This is a genomic window from Pyrodictium brockii (assembly GCF_055379715.1).
In genome coordinates, this window is the sequence record NZ_AP042401.1 from 1,246,076 (window position 1) to 1,267,503 (window position 21,428).

Genomic DNA, 21,428 nt, shown 5'->3' on the forward strand with positions numbered 1-21,428 from the left:
CGGTGTATAAGAATTTGCACTAGAGAGGCATGATGGGCGTGCATAAATAGGCATAGGTGTCAACGGGTATAGGGGCCCGCGGGGAGGGCGCGCGCAGGGGTGGCCCCGGTGGGGAAGGAGGACATCTACGTTGAGATAATAGACGAGCTGAGGGCCTCCAAGCCCGCGCTCATGCCAGCCCTGAGGAAGGTGATGGAGTACGTCAGGGACAAGTGCAACCTGAAGCCCTGCGAGTTCACCGCGCTGGACGTCTCGGTGCCCCCAGCCAAGCTGAGGGGGCTAGTGGAGAAGGGGATACTCACCAGGGCCAGCAAGTACTCCTACAGGGTGAAGGACCCTGAAGCCGTCTACAAGGCCATGGAGAGGCTTGACGTGCTCCCCAGGCCCCGGAGAAGGGGGCCAGCGTTCAACGTAACCATGGACATGTTCGACGGGATAGTCGGCTACGAGACCGTGAAAAGGGCGATAGTGATGGCCCTGAGAGCCAGGGCCCCCGTGCACGTCCTCCTAGTAGGCCCCCCGGGGATAGGCAAGACCGTGTTCCTCGACGGGGTGAGGGAGTACCTTGAGAGGACCGGCGAGTGCGTGGCCCACGTGGAGGGCGGTAAGGGGCTCACAACCAGCACCGGCCTGGTTGAGGTCCTGCTGCAGATGCCCCCGGACACCCCCTGCGTGCTGACGATAGACGAGCTCGACAAGATGAACAGGCAGGACATGGCCGCGCTCTACAGGCTCATGGTGACCGGCGAGGTGGTGGTGGCCAAGCACAGGATGTACGTCAGGGAGAAGAGGCTGGTGTGGGTCCTGGCAGCCACGAACAACGAGAAGCCCATCCCAGAGCCCATACTCTCAAGGTTCCTCAGGATACGCTTCAGGCCCCTCACGGAGGAGGAGTACAAGATAGTGGTGCCCGGGATACTTGTGAAGAGGGAGGGCATAGACCCCGAGCTAGCCAAGTACATAGCGGAGAAGCTAGCCCCAATCACAAGGGACCCGAGGGACGCGATAAGAGTGGCCAGGATGGCCTGGACCAAGGAGGACGTGGACTACCTGGTCTCCCTGATGACCCGCAGCCAGGGCCCCACCCAGCCCTAGCGCCCCCCGGCCAGGTAGGCCAGGCCAGCAGCCGCCGGGGCCCCGAGGAGGGCACCTGCCAGGGCTCCCCGGCCCTTCCCGACCGCGTAGCCCACAGCGGCCCCCACCGCGGCCCCCACGAACGGCGAGGCCAGCACCAGGAGGCTGTAGGCCTCAACGATGGCGTGTTTTATGTCGCTGTAGTAGATCACTCCCCGGCCCACGTCGAAGTAGCCGGCCAGGCCCGCCAGGGTGTACTCGCCGGGCTCGGGGAGATTCAGCTGGAACTCGACGTCCAGGGTGCCGGCGCTCTTGTACCAGATGAAGACATTGCCCTTGGGGATGTTGTGGGCTGTGTCACTCCACTTCACCTCGATGGAGTCCGCCGGGCCATCCCTGTACCATATGCCGACTGCCAGGTTAGGGTGGTTCCAGGCCTGGACGGCCGTCCCGGCTAGCCTCGCCCTGAACCAGAGCCCGGCCACTGCTCTCGAAGGCACCCTGAACACGTCCAGCCTGGCGGGCACGCTAGCCACCCACCCTATGCTCGCCGCCCCCGGAGCTAATTAACGATATGCCCCCGAGCATAAGGACCCCCATGCTCCAGAGGTTCTCGATGGAGGGCACCGGGCCGGGGGCAGCGGCCCTGGCCCCCATGTCCCCGTAGGCCACCGCTATGTTCCTGTCAATCGTGAGCAGCCTGACTATGAGTGGGGCGTGCCTGTGGCCCCTGCCGGGGCCCGTGGTGAAGTAGTCTATCCAGTAGTCGTAGGCCCTCAGCCTGGCCTCGTGGGCCTCCCCCACGCTCCTCCCGAGTAGCAGCTGCCTGGTGAACTCGTACTCAGCCCTGAACACGGCCATAGAGGCATCCGTGGAGCACGGCGGGTCGCCTATGTAGAACCAGAAGGGGTCCCTGCTCCCGGCGAAAGCCACGGCCCCGTGCCTCTCCACCATGTCCCTGCCGAGCATGGAGCCCACGCGGCAGGAGTTCAGGTGCCAAATCCTCCCGCGGGCGAGGTCGAGGTTCAGGTCGCGGCTGCAGTACCGGGGCAGCCCGGGGTCCCTCTCCACGAGGAAGGGGCGGCGGGAGTACACCGTGTAGATGCAGCGAAGCCCGTGGCCCACCCCGACCACAAGGGCCGGGTCGAAGTCCAGCACGGCCGACCTGGCGTTCTCCGGGGTCGCCCGGGGGCCCCACAGGAGCCTGACAGAGACCCTCCCGCCGGCCTCCGCTAAAATCCTCCTCAGGGTGCACGAGCCCCAGTCGAGATAGTTGCCCGTCGGCGCTATGGCGACTACAATACTATGAACTGAGAAATATGTATCCACAACTGCCAAGTCACTATGCATATACAGCATGCCAGGATGCAACTACAAGAGCTAAGAGCTTCCTGAAGCTTAGAGAGAAGGGATTGGCTAGGAGAGAATACCCAACGATTAGGAAGATTAGTATATGGTTAGACGACCACCTATGGAAACCTAATGGCTACACAGCTCTCAGAATAGCTACACATAAGGGATGGGTCACGATTGATTATGAGCCTCATAAACAGTATTGGAGATATGTTAATCGCGGTTGGAGATTGGCGGGTGAAGCAAAAATAAAGCTTGATAAAAGGAATAGGAGGATTAAAATATATTTTACGTTTGTAAAGGATGTTGAAAACTATGAGCCTAGGGGTTATATATCTGTTGATGTTAATGAGAACAATGTATCAATACTAGTTGACGGTGTAGCATATATATTTGAGACAAATATTAGCAAGACTGTTCTAGGATACTATTACCGTAGAAAAAGAATTCAGGAAAAATACGACAAGAAATACGGTGTTAGGTCTAGGATTAAAAGGAAGATCATAAGGAAGCTTAGAGAAAGGAGTAAAAAGAATGATGTTAGGTGGAAGATAGCAAACCTTATCGTTCGTGTAGCTTATGAGAGAGGGTATGGTATTGTATTAGAGAAGCTCGGTAAACGAGTAGCTAATAATATGGTTAAGAGGATAGGAGATAAACAGTTAAGACACAGAATATATCAGGCATCGCTTAGAGGCGTCCAGAAAGCTATTGCTGAGAAAGCTAGAGAGCACGGCTCACCTATAACTTATCAACCACCAAAAGGAACATCAACCACATGCCCAATACACCATGCAAAAATAATATACAGGAACGGTTCTAGGATTGGTAGATGCAGTATGGGAGGAGAACTATGGCATCGTGATATAGCCTCTATATGGAACCTCTACTTGAAAACCCTGAGAGGCGATGGGGGCAGTGCTCCAAGCCTCTCAGGGTATAAGATCTTGGATGGGAGCCCCGTGCCGTTGGGCTCGACAGCCACCCATGAGTTCACAGCCCTAACCCTAGGGAAAGGGCTGTGGACGAGGTGGAACTCCCTAGATGCAGACATAAACCCATATAAAATAATGGGAATGAGCATCTAGGGAGAAACGGTCCACGCCCTCCCTCATGACCCTCCTGGCCAGCACTGCCAGGCTGCCGCAGTCGCCCGCCAGGCCCAGAACATGTTCCATCGTGGGCAAATAGGTTCACCGAAGACCGTGTGTTGTCCCGGGGGTTTTCAAGGTGCCCCCTCCCCCGAGCTGTGCACCGGCAGAGAGGGGCCTGGACGTGGCGCCTAGAATAGCGGTGGTGACGGGTAGGAGGGCCAGGAGCTACCTGGAGGATATCGTGGGGGAGCTGAGGAGGAGGACCGGCTGGAGAATAGAGGTCGTAGAGGCGCCGGCCGAGGTTGCCGCCCTGATCCCCAGGGACGTCCTCGCCGCCACGCTGAGGAGGCTGAGGGGCCGGTACGACCTGGTCATTGTGCCGGGCACGCTGGAGTACAGCCTGGAGGGGCTGGGGAGAGAGGCCGGGGCCCCGGTGGTTAAGGGGCCCAGGGAGCCGGAGGCACTCCTGCTCCTCGCGGAGCTGGGCGAGGAGGGCCTCGAGAAGCTCGCTGAGCGGGGCGAGCTGGAGCCCTCACTCCTCCTGGACAAGTGGCTCGAGGAGCTGAGGAGGCGCCACCTCTCCGCCCCGGGGCTGGAGGCCTGCGGGGTCAGGGTCCCGGTCCGGCCGCCTCCCCTAGTGGTGGCGGCCGAGCTCTACATCCAGCCCCACACGGGCGGCGAGGAGGCCGCCGAGAAGGCGTGGGAGCTGCTGGGCCGCGGAGCCGACATACTCGTGGCCGGCTTCGGCAGCGACTGGGACCGCGGAGAGGCCCTCGAGGTGCTACGCGCCATAGCCGATAGGGTTGGGCCTGTGGCGCTCGACACCCCGGATAAGGGGCTGGCGGCGGAGGCCGCGGCGAGGGGGCTGAGCTGCCTAACCCTCAGCATCGGCTGGGGCGACCCCCTCCTGGAGAAGCTGCCGCGGGGGAGCAGGGCCGTTGTTATCCCCCTCCGGGAGGGGGCCCCGCCGCGGGACCCGGCGGAGAGGGCTGAGCTGCTCGCACGCCTCGTCGAGAAGGCCCGGGGGGCGGGCCTGGAGCCTATAGCGGACCCGCTGGTGGACCCGCCAGGCATGGGCTTCGCCTCCAGCGTGGCCGCCTACCTGGAGGCCTCGAGGAGGCTGCCCGGCACCCCTCTCATGGCGGGGATAGCCAACGTCTACGAGCTTGTCGACGCGGACACCCATGGCCAGATAGCGGTACTGGCAATGCTCTACGCTGAGGCAGGCGCCTCGGTGCTGCTGGTGACCGAGGAGAGCTGGAAGTCCAGGATGGCTGTGGCAGAGGCATCCATCGCCGCCACCATGGCGGGGGTGGCGTTGCTCAAGAGGAGGTGGCCCAAGGACCTCGGGGTGGACCTCCTCTACGCTAAGGAGAAGAAGCCGCGCGGCCGGCCCCCGAGGCTGCCCAGGAGGAGGAGGAAGAGGCTGGACGCGGCGAGCATAGCCGGGTGGCAGGGCTTCCGGGTGGACAGGGCCGGCAGCCACCTCATATCGGTGGAGGACGGCGTGATCAGGGACGTCTACATAGGGAGAAAGGGCGTGCTGGAGCTGGGTGGGGTGAGCGCGGAGCAGGTCTACAAGGCGGCGGCCTTCCTACGCCTCGCGAGCGAGCCCAGCCACTACGCCTACCTGGGCTACGAGCTCTGCAAGGCCGAGCTGGCGGCGCTGATGAGGAGGAGCTACGCCCAGGACGAGCCCCTCATAGAGCCCCCCTGGACCCGGTGCAAGAGGTACAGCGCCAGGGAGAGGAGGGTGGTGAAGCCGGAAAATAGAGGCTAGGAGGACTGCTGCTCCCCCGCGGGCTTGACTACGAGGCTGCGGCCCCTCCACTCGTAGCGGCCCTCCCGGAGCGCCTCCAGTATCTCTCGAGCCACCCGGTCATTCGGGTGTTTGCGTAGGTGCCTCTCAAGCCTCCTTATCATGCGCAGCTTCCGGCTCACACCCGCCACCCCGTCCAGGCGCCATCGCCCCGGCGGGGGTATAAGGGCGAACAGTCCTGCAGTAGGCACGGGACCCAAAGGGGCGCGCGGGGCCGAGCCCCCTTCGAGCGGAGAAGGACTTCTACGAGAACTGGCTCCCCGCGGAGATGGTGAGAGATGGCGTCAGGGACGTGGAGAATCTCGTGGAGAGGCTGAGGAGGCTCCTTAGGCCAGGGAACCGGGCCCCAGGCCCCAATGAGGGCTACCCCGCCTGCCCGGCGGCCAGCCGGCTTCTCACAGCTGCCGCCATGTCTGGGTAGTCGGTGGCTATCCCGTCCACCCCGCGGCGGGCCAGCTCTAGGATCCAGCGCTCCTCGTTCACCGTCCAGGCTACGACGCGAAGGCCGAGGCGGTGGGCGAGGGCCACAGCCTTCTCCGTGGCCAGGGGGTAGCGGGGGAGGACTATCCTGCAGCCCAGCCTGCGGCAGTCGAGGATCCTGCCCGGGGGCTTGAAGTAGACTATCCCCGTGGGCAGCCCCGGCTCCAGCCTCCTGGCCTCGAGGAGGGCCTCGTCGTGGAAGCTTATCAGCGCCACCATGTCCACTGCCTTCTCCCTCCTCACCACCTCCAGCACGCGCCCCGTGTCCCCGGGCTCCTTGACCTCCAGGAAGAGGAGGATCCTGCCACGAGCCTCGGCCAGCAGCTCCTCCAGGGTCGGCGGATGCTCGCCTCCGCCCAGGTCCACCGCCTTGACCTCGTCCAGGCTGGCCTTCCTCACGTTCAGGGTCCTGTCGTCGACGCCCTTGATAACCGGGTCGTGGGAGGCCACGACGTGGCCATCAGCCGTGACCTGCATGTCGAACTCCGCTATATCAGCCCCGGCCTCCACCGCCCTGCGGAGCGCCGCCAGCGTGTTCTCGGGCGCCAGGCCCTTCGCCCCACGGTGGCCCACCACGGCGAAGGGCCGGCGGCCCAGAGCCTCTAGGATGGGGTGCACAGCGCCAAGCACCGGGGAGGAGGGGTGCGCTAGCCCAGGGGTTTAAACCCGGGGAGGCGGCCCGGGGTGCTCCTAGAGCATCTCTCCAAGCCTTCGGGCCACGTTCTCGGCCACATCCATAGTCTTGGCCGTGCCGCCTAGGTCCGGGGTGAGCACGCGGTCCTCGACCAGCGTCTTCTCCACTGCCTGGTCCAGCTTCTCGGCCGCCTCCGCCAGCCTCCGGTCGCCGTGCCTCTCGGCCAGGTGCTCCATCATGAGCCGGGCGGCGTGGATTGCCGCCACGGGGTTCGCCACCCCCTTACCGGCTATGTCGAAGCCCGCCCCATGGACCGGCTCGAAGACGGCGTAGCGCTCCCCTATCTGGCCGGAGCCGCATAGCCCCAGGCTGCCGGCGAGCCCCGCGGCGAGGTCGCTGAGTATGTCGCCGTACAGGTTGAGGGTCACTATTACCTGGAAGCGCTCCGGCGTCCGCGCCATGTTGTAGGCTGCGGCGTCGACTATCATGTCGTCCGCCTCTATCCCCGGGTACTCCCTGGCCAGCTCCCGGAAGGCCTCGAGGAAGAGGCCGTCGCTCAGCTTGAGTATGTTGGCCTTGTGGACTGCTGTGATCCTCCTGTAGCCCTTCCTAGACGCATAGTCAAGGGCGAACCTCGCTATCCTCTCGGAGCCCCTGCGCGTCACTATCTTCAGCGCCACCGCCTGGTCGCGGAACGAGCCCTCGATCCCGGTGTAGAGGCCCTCGGTGTTCTCTCTCACTATAACCATGTTGAACACTCTGGGGGAGACGCCGGGGTAGCCGCGGCAGGGCCTAAGGTTGGCGTAGAGGTCCAGGCTCTGCCTGATGAAGACGTTGATGCTCCTGTAGCCCCCAGGGCCCACGGGGGTTGCGAGGGGCCCCTTCAGCACCGCGTCGGCGGCGCGTAGCCGGTCGAGGAAGTCGTCGGGGTATGGCCGGCCTGTCCGCTTGTAGTAGGCTAGCCCCGCCTCCAGCTCCTCTAGCTCGAAGAAGCCGAGGGGCTCTATCACCCGGCGGGCGGCCGCTATGACCTCCGGGCCTATCCCGTCGCCGGGTATGACCACCACGTGGTAGCGGCGTGGCATGAGGCCTTCACCAGGGGAGCCTGCCGGTCTTCCGTATGTACTCCACTATGCCCCCGGCCTCGAGTATCTCCAGGAGCCTGGCCGGCGGGGGCTGGAACCTCTCCTCCACCCCCCTGGTGAGGTTCCTCGCCACGCCCGCCTCCAGGTCCACCTCCACCTCGTCGCCCTGCCTGGTCACGTCGGGCAGCTTCCTGACCACTATCACCGGGAGGCCTATGTTTATCGAGTTCCTGTAGAATATCCTGTGGAAGCTCTTGGCGAGCACCGCTCCTACGCCGGCTAGTTTGAGGAGCCTCGGCGCGTGCTCCCTGCTGCTGCCGTAGCCGAAGCCCCGGCCCGCCACAATCACGTCGCCGGGCCTGAGCTTCTTGTAGAAGCCCGGTATGACCTCCTCCAACACGTAGGGCAGCATGTCCTCTAGCCTATTTATCTTAGCGAACTTGTACTTCCCGCTTATTATGTGGTCCGTGCTTATATTGTCCCCGAGGACCCACGCCCTCCCACGTATGACCCGGGCCATGCCGCTCGACACCTCCATGGCAGAGGGCTTAGGGCTTGTAGCTGTAGCTAGGGTCAACAACCATGAGCCTTGCGTCCGCGGGCAGCAGCTCGCGGGGGTCGGTTATCCTCCCCGTCGCCGCCGCCGCGGCCGCCGTGGCGGGGCTGGCCAGGTATATCTTCGAGTCCTTGTGGCCCATGCGGCCTGGGAAGTTCCTGTTGCTCGTCGATACCGCCACCTCGCCCTCGCCGAGGAGGCCCAGGTGGGCGCCTATGCAGGGGCCGCAGGTGCCGAAGGCTACGAAGCAGCCCGCCTTGACCAGTATGTCTATGACCCCGTTGCGGAGGAGTCTCTCGTAGACCTTCCTGGACGCGGGTATGGCTATGCAGCGCACCCCCTCCTTCACTCTCCGGCCCTTCAGTATCCTCGCGGCCGCCACGTAGTCCTCGTAGCGGCCGTTGGTGCAGCTCCCTATGAACACCTGGTTGACCTCGACGCCCTCAACCTCCCTCACGGGCTTTACGTTGTCCACGTTCGGTGGCGCCGCCACCACGGGCTCCAGGCTAGGCAGCTCCACCTCCAGCTCGTCGTCGTAGTCGGCGCCGGGGTCGGGCTCCAGCCTAGGCACCTCTAGGCCGTGGACACCGCGGAACCACTCCACCGTGACATCGTCGGAGGGGAAGAGGCCCACCTTAGCCCCCATCTCAACGGACATGTTGCTTATAGTCATCCTCGAGTCCATCGATATACTCTTGAGCCCCTCGCCCTGGAACTCCGCGGCCTTGTATATCATGCCGTCGGAGCCCACCTTGCCTATAATGCTGAGCACGATATCCTTGCCCATTATGTAGCCGGGGGGCTCGCCTGAGAGCCGGACCCGCACCTGCTCGGGGACACGGAGCCATATCTTCCCAGTGGCCATGGCTACAGCCGCGTCCGTGCTCCCCACACCCGTGGCGAAGGCTGCGAAAGCGCCCCCGGTCACCGTGTGGCTGTCAGCGCCGACAATGAACATGCCCGGCCGCGCCAGCGCCTCGTCCGCGACCACCTGGTGGCATATCCCGGTGCCGACGTCGTAGAACCTCACGCCGCGCTCCCTGGCGAACCTCCGCATCACCTCGTGGACCATTGCGGCCGCCACGGTCGGCGGCGGCGCTGCGTGGTCTATGAAGAGCGCCACCTTGTCCGGGTCGAATATCCTGTCGAGCAGCTGCGTCTTCTTCATGACCTCCAGGGCCAGTGTGAAGGTGCCGTCATGGGCGTAGACAAGGTCCACCGGGACTACTGCTATCTCTCCCCTCTCGGGCACCCTGCCGAGCTTGCCCTTGAACAGCTTCTCGGTGAGGGTTAGTCCGCTGCCCAACCCGCAACACCTCTCCTCAGACCATCACCCTATGCTTCCGGGAGGCCCACACCCTCCATGACATTGGGCCGCGCGCAGAGGCATGCACGGGATGGTGCCCGCGGCGGCCTGCGGACACACCCACCCTTATAACTCCGCGCACACGGTCAACCCTGCATGGAACAAGTGTGGAGGGGCTAGTCCCGGCCCCCTAGCTCCGGGAAGTAGCGTGCGGCAATCCTCTCCATTTCCTCGTCGCTGAGCGGCGTGTGGCGGCCGCTCTCATCGAACACCCTCACAACCTCCCTATAGACCGCCTCCACCCTGGGATCGTTCTTGCTCAGCCGCTCGGCGGCCTCCCTGGGGAGCCTGCTGCGGAGCCACATGAGGACCGCCGCGCGGCCCCCGTAGGCGGTGACCGCCACCTCGGCCTTCCTCCCCACTATGGCGGGGTCGAAGGGGAGGTAGACCTCCGGGTTCTTCAGCAGCCCGTCTATATGCACCCCCGCCTTGGTGCGGAAGGCGTTCCTCCCGACCAGCGGCTGGTACTCGGGTACCTGATAGCCCATCGCCTCCAGCGTCTCCACCACCCTGGGGAGCGCCTTGAGGTTCACCCTGTCGAGGCGGCCGGTGAGCCCGGCGTAGTGGAGCAGCATCACCTCGAGCGGGCAGTTCCCAGCCCTCTCCCCTATACCTAGCAGTGTGCAGTTGCTCAGCCCCGCCCCGTAGATCCAGGCAGCCAGGTGGTTCGCCACAACAAGGCCCAGATCGTTGTGGCCATGAAACTCTATCTGGTCGGCCCGTAGCCCGGCCTCCCGGAGCGCCGACACCAGGGCGGGCACGCCGCGTGGAGGCGGGACCTCCGGGAAGGGGAGCCCCAGGCCCAGGGTGTCGGCCACCTTCACTCGGAAGTCCAGGCCGTAGCGCTCGCTGAGCCTCATAAGCCTCTCCACGAAGGGCAGTACGTTCTTCTCGAGGCTGGCCCTTGTAGCGTCCTCCAGTGTGCAGCGCACCACTATGCCCCGCTTCATAGCCTCCTCGACGACCGAGAGATACTTCTCGAACGCCCTCTCCCTTGTAACGCCGAACTTGTAGTAGATGTGGTAGTCGCTTATACTAGTAAGTAGCGTCGTCTCCTCAAGACCTGCCTCCACGACCAGCTTCAGGTCGTTCATAGTGGCCCTTATCCAGCCTATGGGCCTCGGGTACTCGGCGCCATACTCTATTATCTTCCTGGCCAGCTCCCGGTCCCTAGGCGTGTAGAGGAACAGCTCGGTGGACACTATCGAGCCGCGGCCGCCGAGCTCGACGAGCAGCTCATATATCCTCAGCCCCTCCTCGACGGTTATCGGCCTCCAGCCCTGCTGCCCATCCCTCAGCGTGGTATCGGTGACGGCTATCCGGTCCGGCTCAAACCAGCGGGGAGCCCCGCCATCGAACAGTATTCGAGGAGGCTCCCCCCGGGGGAACGCGTCCCGGTACAACTCCAGCCCTGCTACCTCCGTAAACCCGCACCACCCCCGATGGCGTGGCGGCGGGGCTCCAGGACGGCGGCAGGCCCCGCTCCTGCAACCCGGGGACAGAGGGCCTCAGCCGATCCACCGGCTAATAATATGCCGATAATGGGCGCCGGACTCCTGGCCGGCGGGGCTACTTCACGGCTACTGTTTCCGCACCTCTGCTCGTGTAACCCGCACCCCTCCCAGCCTAGAACGGATCCCGAAGCGCCTAGTGCATAATGGATCCGGTATCCGGGCCAGAGAGCAGGGGGAAAGGCCAGGTTCCGCAGTTACCATGCGTTGTCGCCGAACGTTCTGAAGCCGCCCCGCCGGGATCCCTCCTAACTACTGTGTTGCTTCCAGGCCATGGGAGCTGGAGAAGCGTTCGCCAGTAAGGGGGGCCTGGGAGAAGGGCGGGAAGGGGAATGCGCGCGGAAAAGTCGGGACAATGGCGCCTTGCAGGGGCCGAGCCCTGCGCTAGATGCCTAGTAGTAGTACCATATGCTTTTGTAGTCCTCGGGGTCCTCGCCGAACACCTCCCGGAGCTTGTCTAGATACATCTTTATCGATACCATGTCGGTGTATATGTAGGGGTCCACCAGCTGGATGTTCTTCTCCCAGGGGTGCCAGAGGTAGACGCGGCGGCCGTCAGGCCTTATCATTATCAACTCGTGGTCCTGGCCGGCGCGGAGATGGTTCTTGCCGAGCCTCGGCACGTTGAACACCGGTTCCTCGGTCCGGAAGGTTCCTGGGAGGAGGCGGGCCTCCTCCTTCCTCTCCTGGAGTATCCTGGCCACCGGCACGAGGTAGTCCTTGGTCTCCCACTTGCCCTTGGGGTAGAAGGTGTAGTAGGGGTCTATCCCGGCCTTCTTGAGGGCTATTCTCAGCGCCACCGTCTCGAAGCGGCGGCTCACCCAGAAGGTGTAGACCTGCTGGTTGTACACCATTATCCCGTTGCGGCGGAGCTTGTAGACGGCCTCAGCCATCTCGGGCGTGACCTCGTAGGCGGACTCCACGTGGGTCGAGATGCTTATCACCCTCTTGCCGGGCTCGACGTAGCTGCCAAGCATCTCGGCCAGCTCCTCGGTTATCCTGAAGGGCACTGTTACGAGTATCCTCGTGCCTATCCTTATCAGCTCCACGTGGTCCAGCTCGGAGAGCCTCTTCACTATATGCTCTATAGTGGCGTCATCGAGTATCATAGGGTCGCCGCCGGTTACCAGTACATCCCTTATCTCCGGGTGCTCCGCGAACCAGTCTATCGCCTTATCTATCAGCTTCCTGGCGGGTATCCCCTGGGGGTCTAGGGCGGTCACTATCTCCCAGTTGCGCTGGCAGTAGACGCATATCTGCGGGCAGGTGTTAGCCGCCTTGAGTATAGCCACCATCGGGTAGCGGCGAGTTATCAAGGGGTGGGGGCTGGTGTCGTGCTCCCCCATGAAGTCGAAGTAGTACTCCCTGTCATCCCTATGCTCTATCATCGTCTTCACGTAGTGGAGCGGTGGGAGGACCTGCCTCCTCACCTGGTGGTCGTGGCTCCACGGGCTGTCGAGGTCGAAGAGGTGGAGGTAGTAGGGGGTTATGCCGAAGGGTACACGGTGCTCCAGGGCCTTGGTGAGCGCCTCCAGGTCCTCGCCCTCGAGGCCAAGGAGCTCTCGCAGCACCTTTATCCCGCGGCGGCCCTTGAGCACGTTGCGGAAGTGCCAGCGGTAGTCTCTCCAATCGTCGGGCGAGCCTCCCAGCACCTGGAGTATCCTCTCGACATTCCTCCGCCTCCGCTTCACCACCTCCGGGTCGAGGCCGCTGGGGTAGCGTTTGAGGTACTCCCTAACCCTCCTGGCGAGTTCGTCGAGGTAGTTGCTCCTGGCTATGCCGGCCCTGCGGCCCTTTATCCTGGTGAAGTCTACCTGTTCCAGGCCCTCCGCGTACTTGGCGGGGTAGATGTCCGGCCTCCCGTTTATAGCCTTGAATAGGTGCTTGAACTCGTATACGAAGCCCTCGTCAACCTCCCTGGCGGCCGCTCTCCCCTCCCGGGCGAGCCTCCAGAGACAGTAGAGGGCGCTGTAGCCGGTCAGCTTCTCGTTCCTAGGCGATATTATGTTCTTGAATACGCGTATAGCGTCCCTCGCCACGGCCTCCACTAGGGGGTGGAGCTTATCCTCGCCGCTGTAGAGGCGCCACTCGAGCTGGTTTAGGTAGAGGAATAGGCTCCTCCTGGCCTCCTCGAGGCTGCTCGAGGAGGCCAATATCTCCTTTATACTGGGGTCCTCCCTCCAGAGGAACCCCTCCAGGTCTATGCTGGTGGCCGGCTTCACTATCTGGAGGGGCACGTCCGTGCTGTGTATACGGGAGTAATCGTAGTGCCCGTAGTGGCTCTGCAATATAGAGGCCAAGTTGCTCCACCCTGCAATGTTACCTGGAGGGCACCACTACCATTAATAATTTCTTCTTCTTTAATTCTAATTTAATTTCTCCTAAGGTGGATCTTCTGAGTGGAACGACGTGGACAAGCACAGCCCGCGACGAGCCGGCTCCATGGACGCGAGGGCCCCGGCGCCCTGCGCCCCGGGCCGGCGGCTATGCCGCTCCACCGGCCTTTTGAGCCTATTCGGCTGGAGAGTGCTGCTAGAGCCCGGGGCCCTGAGAGCTGTGGCACACGGCATACGGGTTGAGGGCCTCAGCGTCAGCCTTGGGGGTAGGAGGGTTCTCCACCGGGTGAGCTTCGGCCTCGAGGAAGCGGGCTACCTGGTGGTACTCGGTCCCAGCGGCTCGGGGAAGACAACGCTGCTCCGCACCATAGCAGGGCTGCTGGAGCCCGATGAGGGCCGCGTGCTGGTCGGGGGCAGGGATGTGACGAGGAAGCCCCCATGGGAGAGGGGGGTCGCTCTGGTCCAGCAGGTGCCGGGGCTGCTCCCCCACCTAACGGTCGAGGAGAACATCATCCTAGCGGCCGAGACGAGGGCGGGGCTCAGCCGGAGCGAGGCCCGGGAGGAGGCCCGGCGGCTGGCGGCGATGCTGGGGATAGAGGATGTTCTCGACCGTAGGCCGGGCGGGCTCAGCGGGGGCCAGCTCCAGAGGGCCGCGATAGCGGTGGCGCTGGCTACCAGGGCAGGGGTGCTGCTGCTCGACGAGCCGCTCAGCCACCTGGACCGGCCGCTGGCTGAGCAGCTCCGCGGCGAGTTGGCGGCTATACATAGGGCAACCGGCGCCACTGTGGTGCACGTCACACATGACCAGGACGAGGCCCTGGCGCTTGCAACCCACCTCGCGGTACTCATCGAGGGGAGGATCGAGGCTTTCGGGAGATCGGTGGAGGTGTACTACCGGCCTCCCTCGGCGCGTGTGGCGAGGTTCCTAGGCCACAACGTGGTCGAGGCAGGGAGGCTCGACCCCGGCATGCAGGGCGTCTACTCCGTGCCGCCGGAGGCGGTGGCCCCGGATCCGGACGGTGCCTACAGGGGGAGGGTCCGGAGCCTCGCCAGGGAGAGGGGCAGGGTCACCGTGCTGCTGGAGACGGAGGCGGGGCTGCTGAGGGCCTACCTCCACCCCAGGGATGCAGAGCACCTGGAGCCGGGGGTGGAGTTGCGCTTCAGCATAGACTGGGGCCTCGCCCACCCGCTCAGCGCCTAACAAGCGGGGGCATTATTTACACCGGGGCGCCGCTGCAGGATAAGGCGACTGCAGAGGGGCTGTGTGCCATGAATGCTGCCAGGCTCAGGCTGCTGCTACTTCTCGCAGCCCTCCTCGTATCGCTCGCAGCCCTGTACCACTACACGGTGAGCGCCAGCCGGGCCGCCGTGAGGGTCTACACAGGGTATGCGAACGGCTACTGCATGGCCTCGCTGCACGGCGTGTACTGCAGCGTCTACATAGACCTTGACAGGGCGCTGCTGCTGAGAACGGTGATCCTCAGGCTAGGGGAGACGGGCACCAACATAACGCTGCCCTGGGGAGGCATCTACATCAAGAAGGACGCCTCCATAATGATTACCCTGGGCGGCAGGGGCAGGGGCCTGCTCCAGGTGTCCCCCAGCAGAGGGCCCATCATAGAACTCGAGTTCAACGCTACCGGCCTCCTGGAGGCCCTAGAGTCCCTGCACCCGGTGCTGGTGAGGGCTTACAAGCTCCGCATACCCCCCGGCTCCCTCTCGCTCCTGGATCTCGGGGGGCTGGAGCCTAGCAGTAGGGAGAGCTACTACCTGGCGGTGGACAGCCTGGAAAAGGCCCCCCACGGGCTGCTTCACCTCAAGCTCTTCCGCGGCCAGGACACGCTGTCCTGGGAGCACCTCTCCAGGGGAGGCGGCTTCCTGGCACCCCTCGGTGGGCTGCTCGTGGGAGGGGCGCCCCCCTACACCCGTGCAGTGATCCAGTACCTCTCCGAGGATAGGGAGCCGGCGGAGCTAGTGGCGAAGCTCTATGCCACCACGCCTCTCGTGCTAGGCCTCGTGGATCCTGAGGGGGGTAAAGCTGAGGCCGTAGTCCCCGTGGCGGTGGCGGGAGAGCCGTCCTAGCCGGGGGCTCCTTCTGCGTGCCTATCCGCCTGCAGGAGCCAGCCCAGGTGCCCCGACGCTAGCCCCAGGAGGATGCCCGCTACCGCGTCGAGCAGGTAGTGGTTGGCCGTGTAGAACGTGGCTAGCGCCATGACCAGCACCCAGGCCGCACCGGGGAGGCGGCGGCCGGTGAGCCTCCAGAGGTAGTAGGCGAACAGGGTTGCCACACAGACGTGCATGCTAGGCATGGCCGCGAAGGGGTTCGGGTCTACGGGCGTCCCCATCCCGAGTATAGCCTCCTGCAGCTTAAGCAGAGAATTGGGCGGCCTATTGACGCCCGGCAGCGCCACCCAGGGCGGGGCCGTGGGGTAGAGGGCGAACACCAGCGTCGCCACCGAGCTGGCGGCCAGGAAGGAGAGGAGGAGCCCGCGGAAGAGGCGGGGACGGCGGAAGAGCATGTAGAAGGAAAAGACCAGGAAGTAGAGGGGATGGAGCGCGTAGACAAGGTTAGCAGCCACGTCAAGTGCCAGGCTCCGATGGGCTGCGAAGAAGGCTGCGAGGGTTTCGCCGAAGAGCCTCCTCTCGGCATCTATGCTCGCCGTCGGGATGAAGGCCGCCGCCCCGTGCAGCCGCAGCGCTATGTCGCGGGCCGACACGTAGCCGATGTAGACCACTATGAAGGGTATTACGCCCGTGAGCACGCGCGACAGCAGCACCCTCCCCCTTCCGCCGCCCCCGGCCTGGAGGACACCAGCCCTGCCACCATAGCCGGCCAAGACTATCCCCGGCAGCCGCCCGCGCGCCCCTGGCTACCCAGGAGGCCCGCTCCCCGGGATAAAGGAAGCTGGAGGGCTAGCGGCGGGCGAGCGCCGCTAGGCCGGGGCCCGATAGGTCGAGGTAGCGCTGCGCCCGGCGCCAGCCTGGCCCTAGGATGCGGCGTAGCGTCGCCGCGTCCAGCACGCCCTTCTCCCTGGCGTCGAGCAGCCTCCTCGCCCTGGCGGGGCCGATGCCGGGTACCCGGAGCAGCTCCCGCAGCGGGGCGGTCCAGGGGTCCACGGGGAACCACTCGGGGTGCGCCTCGGCCAGCCTCTCCTTGAGCGGCCTGGTGGAGGGCGGCAGGTTGCCATCATCGTCGAGCAGGGGCTCGATGTCCCGCAGGGTGAAGCCGTAGCGGCTGATGAGGGTCCAGGCCTCGTAGAGCTGCCTGCTCCTCCAGGCGGGGGTCGCCCTCCTCACCCTGGCGAGTGGGGTCCCGGGCACCGGGGTGTAGGGGCTGAAGTGCATAACCCCGACACCCTCCCTGGAAAGGTTCTCCGCAAGCTGCAGTATTTCCCAGTCGCTCTCCCCCGACGCCCCGACAACGAGCTGGGTATCAACCCTACGCGGGTCCCCGGCTGCATGGGCCGCGTAGAGGAGGCGGCTGAGGAGGTCGAGGCTCCAGCTTCCCTTGCTCGGCGCTATCTCCGCCAGCCTGCTGGGCCCCGGCGCCTCCAAGTTGAGCCCCACACGGTCCGCCACCCGGAGCGCCTCCCGGACCAGCCACAGCGGAGTACCGGGCATGAGGCGGAGGTGGAGGTAGCCCCTGTAGCCCCTCCTCCTCAGCTCCCAGGCGACCGAGACGAGGTCCTCGCTAACTCTCTCCGGGTCGGCGTAGAGCCCGCTGCTGAGGAAGAGCCCGCGGACCCAGCCCCTGCGGTACGCCTCCAGGAAGACGCGGACCAGCTTACCGGGGCTCCACGCCTCCCTGGCCACGGGGACGCCGTGGGCGAAGGGGCAGTAGCGGCAGTCCATCCTGCAGCCGCTGCTCAGCAGCGTCTTGAACACCGGGCCGCCGCTGCTCCGGTAGACGGGGATCTCCACCCGCTCGTAGCGCTCAGCACCCTCGACCAGTATGCTGGGCCTGCTCCACTTCCACCACCAGGCCACGGCCCCGGCCCCCGGGGCCTGCTAGAGGGCTGTACTACCATAACTGGTGGCCGCCGGCTAGGAGGAGGGCTGAGCCAGGGCCTCGGAGAGGGCCTCGAAAAGCTTCTCGAACGCGCCGTGGGGGAGCCAGCCCATAGTGGCTATTCTAACCACCCTGTCGCGGAGCTGGCCCATGCCGCGGGCCACGCGTATCCCGCGGCGGGCCAGCTCCGAGGCCAGCGTGCCGCTCGGCACCGGGGTGTAGAACGCCGCCACCGTGTTGGCCCGGTAGCCCGGCTCCACCACGGGCTCCAGGCCGTAGCCTGGAAGCTTGCTGTAGAGGATCTCAGCCCTCTCCCGGTGGGCCTCTATCCAGGCGTCGACGCCCCTCTCCACTATGAGCGTCAAGGCCTCCCGGAGCCCGTAGAGGAGGTTGACTGCGGGCGTGTAGGGGGTCTCCCTCCTCTCGCTGTGGAAGCTATACACCTTCCAGAGGTCCAGGTAGTTAGGCGGCCTCACGCGGAGCCTCCTCATCTTCTCCAGGGCGTTGCCGGATACGGCTATGAATGAGACGCCGGGGGGCCCCGCCACAGCCTTCTGGGCCGCCGAGGCCACCGCGTCGACGATGCCGAGGGCCGGCACCCTCTCCCCGGCGAGGGCTGAGACGGCGTCGACGAGCACTAGGGCGCCGCGGTCCTTGGCAGCCTTGGCTACGCGCTCCGCGTCCCGGTAGCTGAGCCCGAGGCTGGTCTCGGTATACACCATTGCCACTGCGGCGTACCCGGCCTCATCCAGCTTCTCGATCACCTTCTCGGCCGGCACGTGGACGCCCGGCCTCTCGGCCTCCACAGTCTCGACCAGAGCCCCCCTGCGGCGCAGGGTGTCGACCAGCCTCTCGCCGAACTCCCCGTGGCTGACCACGAGAACCCTCTCGCCGGGCTCCACCAGGCTCCATGCCATAGACTCTACCGCTAGTGTGCCGCTGCCCGTGAGCACTAGAGGCTCGCCGCCCCCGTACACCCCGGCGAGCAGCTCCCGGACCTCGTCGAGCAGGCGGCGGAACTCCTCGGACCGGTGGCTGATCACCTGCCCCGCCATGGCGCGGAGGACGCGCTCGTGCATCATAACTGGGCCCGGCGTGAAGAGCAGCTCCCCGGTCACCTACTGCACCCCCTGGCCTCGGCCAGCGCTTCTAGGAGCCTCCTCACAGTCTCTATCGCGACGCGGCGCTGGGCCTCGACGGTTGAAGCGCCTATATGGGTTGTGAGTATGACCCTCGGGTGCTGGGCCAGCCTCTTCTCCGCCTCCGTCGCCGGGGGCTCGTGCTCCAGTACATCAAGCGCCGCCGTGGCCACTACCCCCTCGTTGAGGGCCCATAGCAGGGCCTCGCTATCCACCACGGCCCCCCTGCTGGTGTTTACCAGTATGGAGCCCCGCTTCATCGCCTTGAACTCCTCCCAGCTCATGAGGTGGTAGGTGTCGGGGGTCAGCGGCACGTGGAGGGTAACCACGTCCGCCTCGGCTAGGGCGCTGTGCAGGTCCTCGGCGACTCGGGCGCCCAGTTTCTCCGCGTGGCCCCTTATATCGACTACATCGTACGCTATTATGTCCATGCCTATGGCCCTCGCTATCTCGGCCACCCTCCTGCCTATCCTCCCGAACCCTACTACGGCCAGTGTCTTGCCGTAGAGCTCGACACCGACAACCTTCTTCCAGACTCCTCTGCTGGCCAGCTCCATTGACTCGCGGAGGCGGCGGGCAGCAGCTATCATGAGGGCTATGGTGAGCTCGGCGACGCTCTGGGTGGCTGCGCCTGGCGCGTTTACTACACGCACCTTCCGCTCCCTGGCAGCCTCTAGGTCCACGTTGTCGAGACCCACGCCGGCCCTAGCGACCACGAGCAGGTTCCCGGCACGCTCGAGTACCTCCCGGTCCACCCGGGTCCGGCTTCTCACGACGAGGGCCTCGTACCTGGGCACGAGGGCGAGCAGCTCCCCGCGGCTTATCCCGGGCCTGTAGTCCACCTGGGCCCCTACCGCCCGGAGTGCCTCCAGGAGGAGGTCGTCTACCGGGTCGGTTACCAGGACGCGGGCGCCCTGGAGGCAGGGGCGGAGCTTCTCGATGTAGGCTAGCTCAAGGCCGAATCCAACTGCACCACCTCCCCTCACGGGCCTTCCGGAGCTTCCTCCAGCCCGCCGGGAAGAAAACACAGCTCGCCCACGGGCTAATTTAAGGCTTAGCCCTGCCCGTGGAGGCTCAGTGTTTTCCTCAGTGTTTTCTCGAGGCTGCGGGTTGAGAAGATGGTGTAGCCTGTGTGGTACTCTCTGGGCCACTTGGCGGCTTTCTCCCGTGCCTCCCTCCAGAGTGTGAGGTGCTTCCTGGGAAGGAATACTACTGCCTCCCTGAGCCCCCTCTCCACCAGCCTCTCCACGGCCTCTGCGAGCAGGCTTGTCACCATGCTCCTCAGCTCCTGGCTCCCGAGCACCAGGTCTGGGGGTGCCTCGTAGCAGCAGGCTGGGTAATCCCCGGCCCTCTCGTAGGGCACCAGGATGAGGAGGTCTGAGAAGTAGAGCCAGGTGACGCCCCTGGGGGCCCCGCCGCCCCATAGGCCGAGGCGGCGGAGGAGCCCCCTCACCTTCCTGGAGGTGGGGCTCCTGGTGTAGGGCTTCACGTTGCTGCAGGGCGTGACCAGGGCCACCGGGCTGGGGGGCCGGTACTCCTCCCGAAGCCAGCGCCACCACTCCTGCACCGCTGGGTGAGTGTAGGCGCGCTCCCCCACCAGGCCGGGGTCCAGGCCGGAGTGGTGCCGGGGCACGAGCCGGCCAGCCTCATCCTTCCTGATGCTGAACCTGGGCCTCGAGGCCACAGTGCCCGGGATCGGGGAGGCCGGAGTGGTGCCCGGGAGGGCCTCGGCGGACATCGGGGCGCACCGGCGCGGTAATACCATTTACTGTCCTTTTAGAGCCTACAGGGCCATTCTCAGCCCTCCTCTCTATGGCTGCCATAGAACACTACCTCGACAGGCTCGATCGTAACGAGGCCCTCCCTAACAACCTTCTTCACCTCCTCCAGCACCCTTCTCACCCGCTCCTCCTCATCGACAACCTCCACCACCAGGGGAAGATCCTCAGAGAGCCTCAGCACATGGGGCGAGTGGATCACGCTATGCCTCCCATACCCGGCCAGCGCGCGGAACACTGTAGCGCCCCTCATCCCGCGGCTTCGGAAGAGCTCTAGGAGGTACATGTAGAGGGGCTTGCCCCTATAGCGATCGGACTCGCCTATATAGATCCTAAGGCGTAGCCAGCGTGCCACGCCCATACACCATGTTCGCTAGCACAGCCCCTAGGTATATACCTGCGAGCCCCAGGCCGAGGCTCAGCGCTACATAGGCCAGCGCCTGGAGCCCCTCATGCTCCCTTACCAGGGAGAAGCTCTCATACATGAACGTCGAGAAGGTTGTGAAAGCGCCCGCGAACCCCGTGGCTATTAGGAGGCGCTGGTCCCTAGTGAACACACCGTAGAGCAGCGATGCCTCGAGCACGAAGCCCAGGAGGATGGAGCCGAGCACGTTTACCGCCAGCGTGCCCACCGGGAACTCGTGGCCCGCCTGGATGGCCTTGGAGAAGAGCCACCTCGCCACAGCCCCTAGGGCTCCCCCCAGAGCCACCAGCAGGGTCTCCCGCAGCACCGCCCGGCTACCCCTGGGCCCAGCAGCCCGGGGGCCTGGAGGCATTTCACGTTGTTTACAGGATTATAGATAATGTGGGTCACCGCCGTCCTGGGAGGCTGGACCTAGCGGGGCTCGACTATAGTCGAACCGGCCCAGGATGGGGATTGGACCACCATTTATGAGAGGGGGAAGCCGAGCCCACTAGTATAAGGGTGCGAGGGAGACATGATGCTGCAGGCCGTGCTGGCGCTGAGCCTCGCCATAGTCCTCGGCGGGCTCGCGTATAGCCTGCACGCTGAGAGGAAGGAGCGTGGAGGCAGGAGGGCGGCGGACGGCTGAGCCACGCCGAGCCGAGGCCCGCTCACAGAGACCGCCGCGCGGCGGCCTCGCGGGCGGGCCAGCGAGTGCCGCCAGGAAATAGTAAAGAACAGGGTTAGGAATGAGGGGCCGCGTCTAAAAGCCTTTCACTGGATAAGGGTTT

General features: G+C 64.7%; 21 protein-coding genes. 5 read left to right on the forward strand and 16 right to left on the reverse strand.

Features of this window, described 5'->3' with window-relative positions; genetic code table 11:
* Positions 1-108 precede the first annotated feature (108 nt).
* The gene (locus tag ACZ42Y_RS06745) at positions 109-1,095 is read left to right on the forward strand and encodes an ATP-binding protein (protein WP_464735333.1); all 987 of its coding nucleotides are present in this window, start codon (positions 109-111) and stop codon (positions 1,093-1,095) included.
* Here ACZ42Y_RS06745 and ACZ42Y_RS06750 read toward each other — a convergent pair.
* On the reverse strand, positions 1,092-1,610 hold the full coding sequence (locus ACZ42Y_RS06750) for a hypothetical protein (protein ID WP_464735334.1): 519 nt from the start codon (positions 1,608-1,610) through the stop codon (positions 1,092-1,094). The genes ACZ42Y_RS06745 and ACZ42Y_RS06750 overlap by 4 nt on opposite strands.
* Complete coding sequence (locus ACZ42Y_RS06755) at positions 1,603-2,424, reverse strand: hypothetical protein (protein WP_464735335.1); 822 nt, start codon at positions 2,422-2,424, stop codon at positions 1,603-1,605. Before ACZ42Y_RS06755 ends, ACZ42Y_RS06750 begins: the two co-directional genes overlap by 8 nt.
* A gap of 62 nt (positions 2,425-2,486) precedes the next feature.
* On the opposite strand from ACZ42Y_RS06755, the gene ACZ42Y_RS06760 reads away from it, so the two are divergent.
* Positions 2,487-3,515: an IS200/IS605 family accessory protein TnpB-related protein gene (locus ACZ42Y_RS06760; RefSeq protein WP_464735336.1), complete on the forward strand. Its 1,029-nt coding sequence runs from the start codon at positions 2,487-2,489 to the stop codon at positions 3,513-3,515.
* 187 nt (positions 3,516-3,702) lie between these two features.
* Positions 3,703-5,301, forward strand: a complete 1,599-nt coding sequence (locus ACZ42Y_RS06765) for a DUF4346 domain-containing protein (protein ID WP_464735337.1) — start codon at positions 3,703-3,705, stop codon at positions 5,299-5,301.
* On the opposite strand, the gene ACZ42Y_RS06770 is transcribed toward ACZ42Y_RS06765, so the two are convergent.
* From ACZ42Y_RS06770 to ACZ42Y_RS06800, 7 genes are all read right to left on the reverse strand, one after another.
* The gene (locus ACZ42Y_RS06770; protein ID WP_168371265.1) at positions 5,298-5,462 is read right to left on the reverse strand and encodes a hypothetical protein; all 165 of its coding nucleotides are present in this window, start codon (positions 5,460-5,462) and stop codon (positions 5,298-5,300) included. The two genes, ACZ42Y_RS06765 and ACZ42Y_RS06770, sit on opposite strands and share 4 nt — an antisense overlap.
* A gap of 241 nt (positions 5,463-5,703) precedes the next feature.
* Positions 5,704-6,450, reverse strand: a complete 747-nt coding sequence (locus ACZ42Y_RS06775; RefSeq protein WP_464735338.1) for a glycerophosphodiester phosphodiesterase — start codon at positions 6,448-6,450, stop codon at positions 5,704-5,706.
* A 60-nt stretch (positions 6,451-6,510) separates the two neighbouring features.
* Positions 6,511-7,539, reverse strand: coding sequence for an isocitrate/isopropylmalate dehydrogenase family protein (locus tag ACZ42Y_RS06780; protein ID WP_464735339.1), 1,029 nt, complete (start codon positions 7,537-7,539; stop codon positions 6,511-6,513).
* A 7-nt stretch (positions 7,540-7,546) separates the two neighbouring features.
* Entirely contained in the window at positions 7,547-8,059 is a 513-nt protein-coding gene (locus tag ACZ42Y_RS06785) for a LeuD/DmdB family oxidoreductase small subunit (protein WP_464735340.1), read from the reverse strand.
* A gap of 28 nt (positions 8,060-8,087) precedes the next feature.
* Complete coding sequence (locus ACZ42Y_RS06790) at positions 8,088-9,401, reverse strand: 3-isopropylmalate dehydratase large subunit (RefSeq protein WP_464735341.1); 1,314 nt, start codon at positions 9,399-9,401, stop codon at positions 8,088-8,090.
* Between the two features lie 176 nt (positions 9,402-9,577).
* Positions 9,578-10,864, reverse strand: coding sequence for a homocitrate synthase/isopropylmalate synthase family protein (locus ACZ42Y_RS06795; protein ID WP_464735342.1), 1,287 nt, complete (start codon positions 10,862-10,864; stop codon positions 9,578-9,580).
* Positions 10,865-11,364: 500 nt separating this feature from the next.
* Positions 11,365-13,272 carry a KamA family radical SAM protein gene (locus tag ACZ42Y_RS06800; protein ID WP_464735343.1) on the reverse strand — a complete coding sequence of 636 codons (1,908 nt, stop codon included), beginning with the start codon at positions 13,270-13,272 and terminating at the stop codon, positions 11,365-11,367.
* A 205-nt stretch (positions 13,273-13,477) separates the two neighbouring features.
* Here ACZ42Y_RS06800 and ACZ42Y_RS06805 point away from each other — a divergent pair, with 205 nt between their 5' ends.
* A complete protein-coding gene (locus ACZ42Y_RS06805) occupies positions 13,478-14,509 on the forward strand; it encodes an ABC transporter ATP-binding protein (protein WP_464735344.1) in 1,032 nt (343 codons plus the stop codon).
* 68 nt (positions 14,510-14,577) lie between these two features.
* Positions 14,578-15,390 (forward strand): hypothetical protein, encoded by an 813-nt coding sequence (locus tag ACZ42Y_RS06810; RefSeq protein ID WP_464735345.1) that lies wholly within the window; start codon positions 14,578-14,580, stop codon positions 15,388-15,390.
* Here the strand turns inward: ACZ42Y_RS06810 and ACZ42Y_RS06815 are convergent.
* The 7 genes from ACZ42Y_RS06815 to crcB form a co-directional block, all read right to left on the reverse strand.
* Complete coding sequence (locus tag ACZ42Y_RS06815) at positions 15,387-16,145, reverse strand: phosphatase PAP2 family protein (RefSeq protein ID WP_464735346.1); 759 nt, start codon at positions 16,143-16,145, stop codon at positions 15,387-15,389. The two genes, ACZ42Y_RS06810 and ACZ42Y_RS06815, sit on opposite strands and share 4 nt — an antisense overlap.
* 76 nt (positions 16,146-16,221) lie before the next feature.
* Positions 16,222-17,295: a radical SAM protein gene (locus ACZ42Y_RS06820; RefSeq protein ID WP_464735347.1), complete on the reverse strand. Its 1,074-nt coding sequence runs from the start codon at positions 17,293-17,295 to the stop codon at positions 16,222-16,224.
* A 57-nt stretch (positions 17,296-17,352) separates the two neighbouring features.
* Positions 17,353-18,435, reverse strand: coding sequence for a pyridoxal-phosphate-dependent aminotransferase family protein (locus tag ACZ42Y_RS06825; RefSeq protein ID WP_464735348.1), 1,083 nt, complete (start codon positions 18,433-18,435; stop codon positions 17,353-17,355).
* Complete coding sequence (locus ACZ42Y_RS06830; protein ID WP_201783085.1) at positions 18,432-19,442, reverse strand: D-2-hydroxyacid dehydrogenase; 1,011 nt, start codon at positions 19,440-19,442, stop codon at positions 18,432-18,434. Before ACZ42Y_RS06830 ends, ACZ42Y_RS06825 begins: the two co-directional genes overlap by 4 nt.
* Positions 19,443-19,510: 68 nt before the next feature.
* Positions 19,511-20,194 carry a DUF5591 domain-containing protein gene (locus tag ACZ42Y_RS06835; RefSeq protein WP_464735349.1) on the reverse strand — a complete coding sequence of 228 codons (684 nt, stop codon included), beginning with the start codon at positions 20,192-20,194 and terminating at the stop codon, positions 19,511-19,513.
* Between the two features lie 59 nt (positions 20,195-20,253).
* A complete protein-coding gene (locus tag ACZ42Y_RS06840) occupies positions 20,254-20,595 on the reverse strand; it encodes a DUF190 domain-containing protein (RefSeq protein ID WP_058370696.1) in 342 nt (113 codons plus the stop codon).
* Positions 20,567-20,965: a fluoride efflux transporter CrcB gene (gene crcB / locus ACZ42Y_RS06845; RefSeq protein WP_201783084.1), complete on the reverse strand. Its 399-nt coding sequence runs from the start codon at positions 20,963-20,965 to the stop codon at positions 20,567-20,569. The genes ACZ42Y_RS06840 and crcB overlap by 29 nt, the downstream gene beginning before the upstream one ends.
* Between the last annotated feature and the right edge of the window lie 463 nt (positions 20,966-21,428).

What these genes read in the sequence shown, in the direction of transcription:
- ACZ42Y_RS06780 (WP_464735339.1), bottom strand. Translation starts at nt 7,539, where the DNA reads ATGCCACGCCGCTACCACGTGGTGGTCATACCCGGCGACGGGATAGGC.
- ACZ42Y_RS06785 (WP_464735340.1), bottom strand. Translation starts at nt 8,059, where the DNA reads ATGGCCCGGGTCATACGTGGGAGGGCGTGGGTCCTCGGGGACAATATA.
- ACZ42Y_RS06835 (WP_464735349.1), bottom strand. Translation starts at nt 20,194, where the DNA reads ATGTCCGCCGAGGCCCTCCCGGGCACCACTCCGGCCTCCCCGATCCCG.
- ACZ42Y_RS06840 (WP_058370696.1), bottom strand. Translation starts at nt 20,595, where the DNA reads ATGGGCGTGGCACGCTGGCTACGCCTTAGGATCTATATAGGCGAGTCC.
- ACZ42Y_RS06755 (WP_464735335.1), bottom strand. Translation starts at nt 2,424, where the DNA reads ATGCATAGTGACTTGGCAGTTGTGGATACATATTTCTCAGTTCATAGT.
- ACZ42Y_RS06810 (WP_464735345.1), top strand. Translation starts at nt 14,578, where the DNA reads ATGAATGCTGCCAGGCTCAGGCTGCTGCTACTTCTCGCAGCCCTCCTC.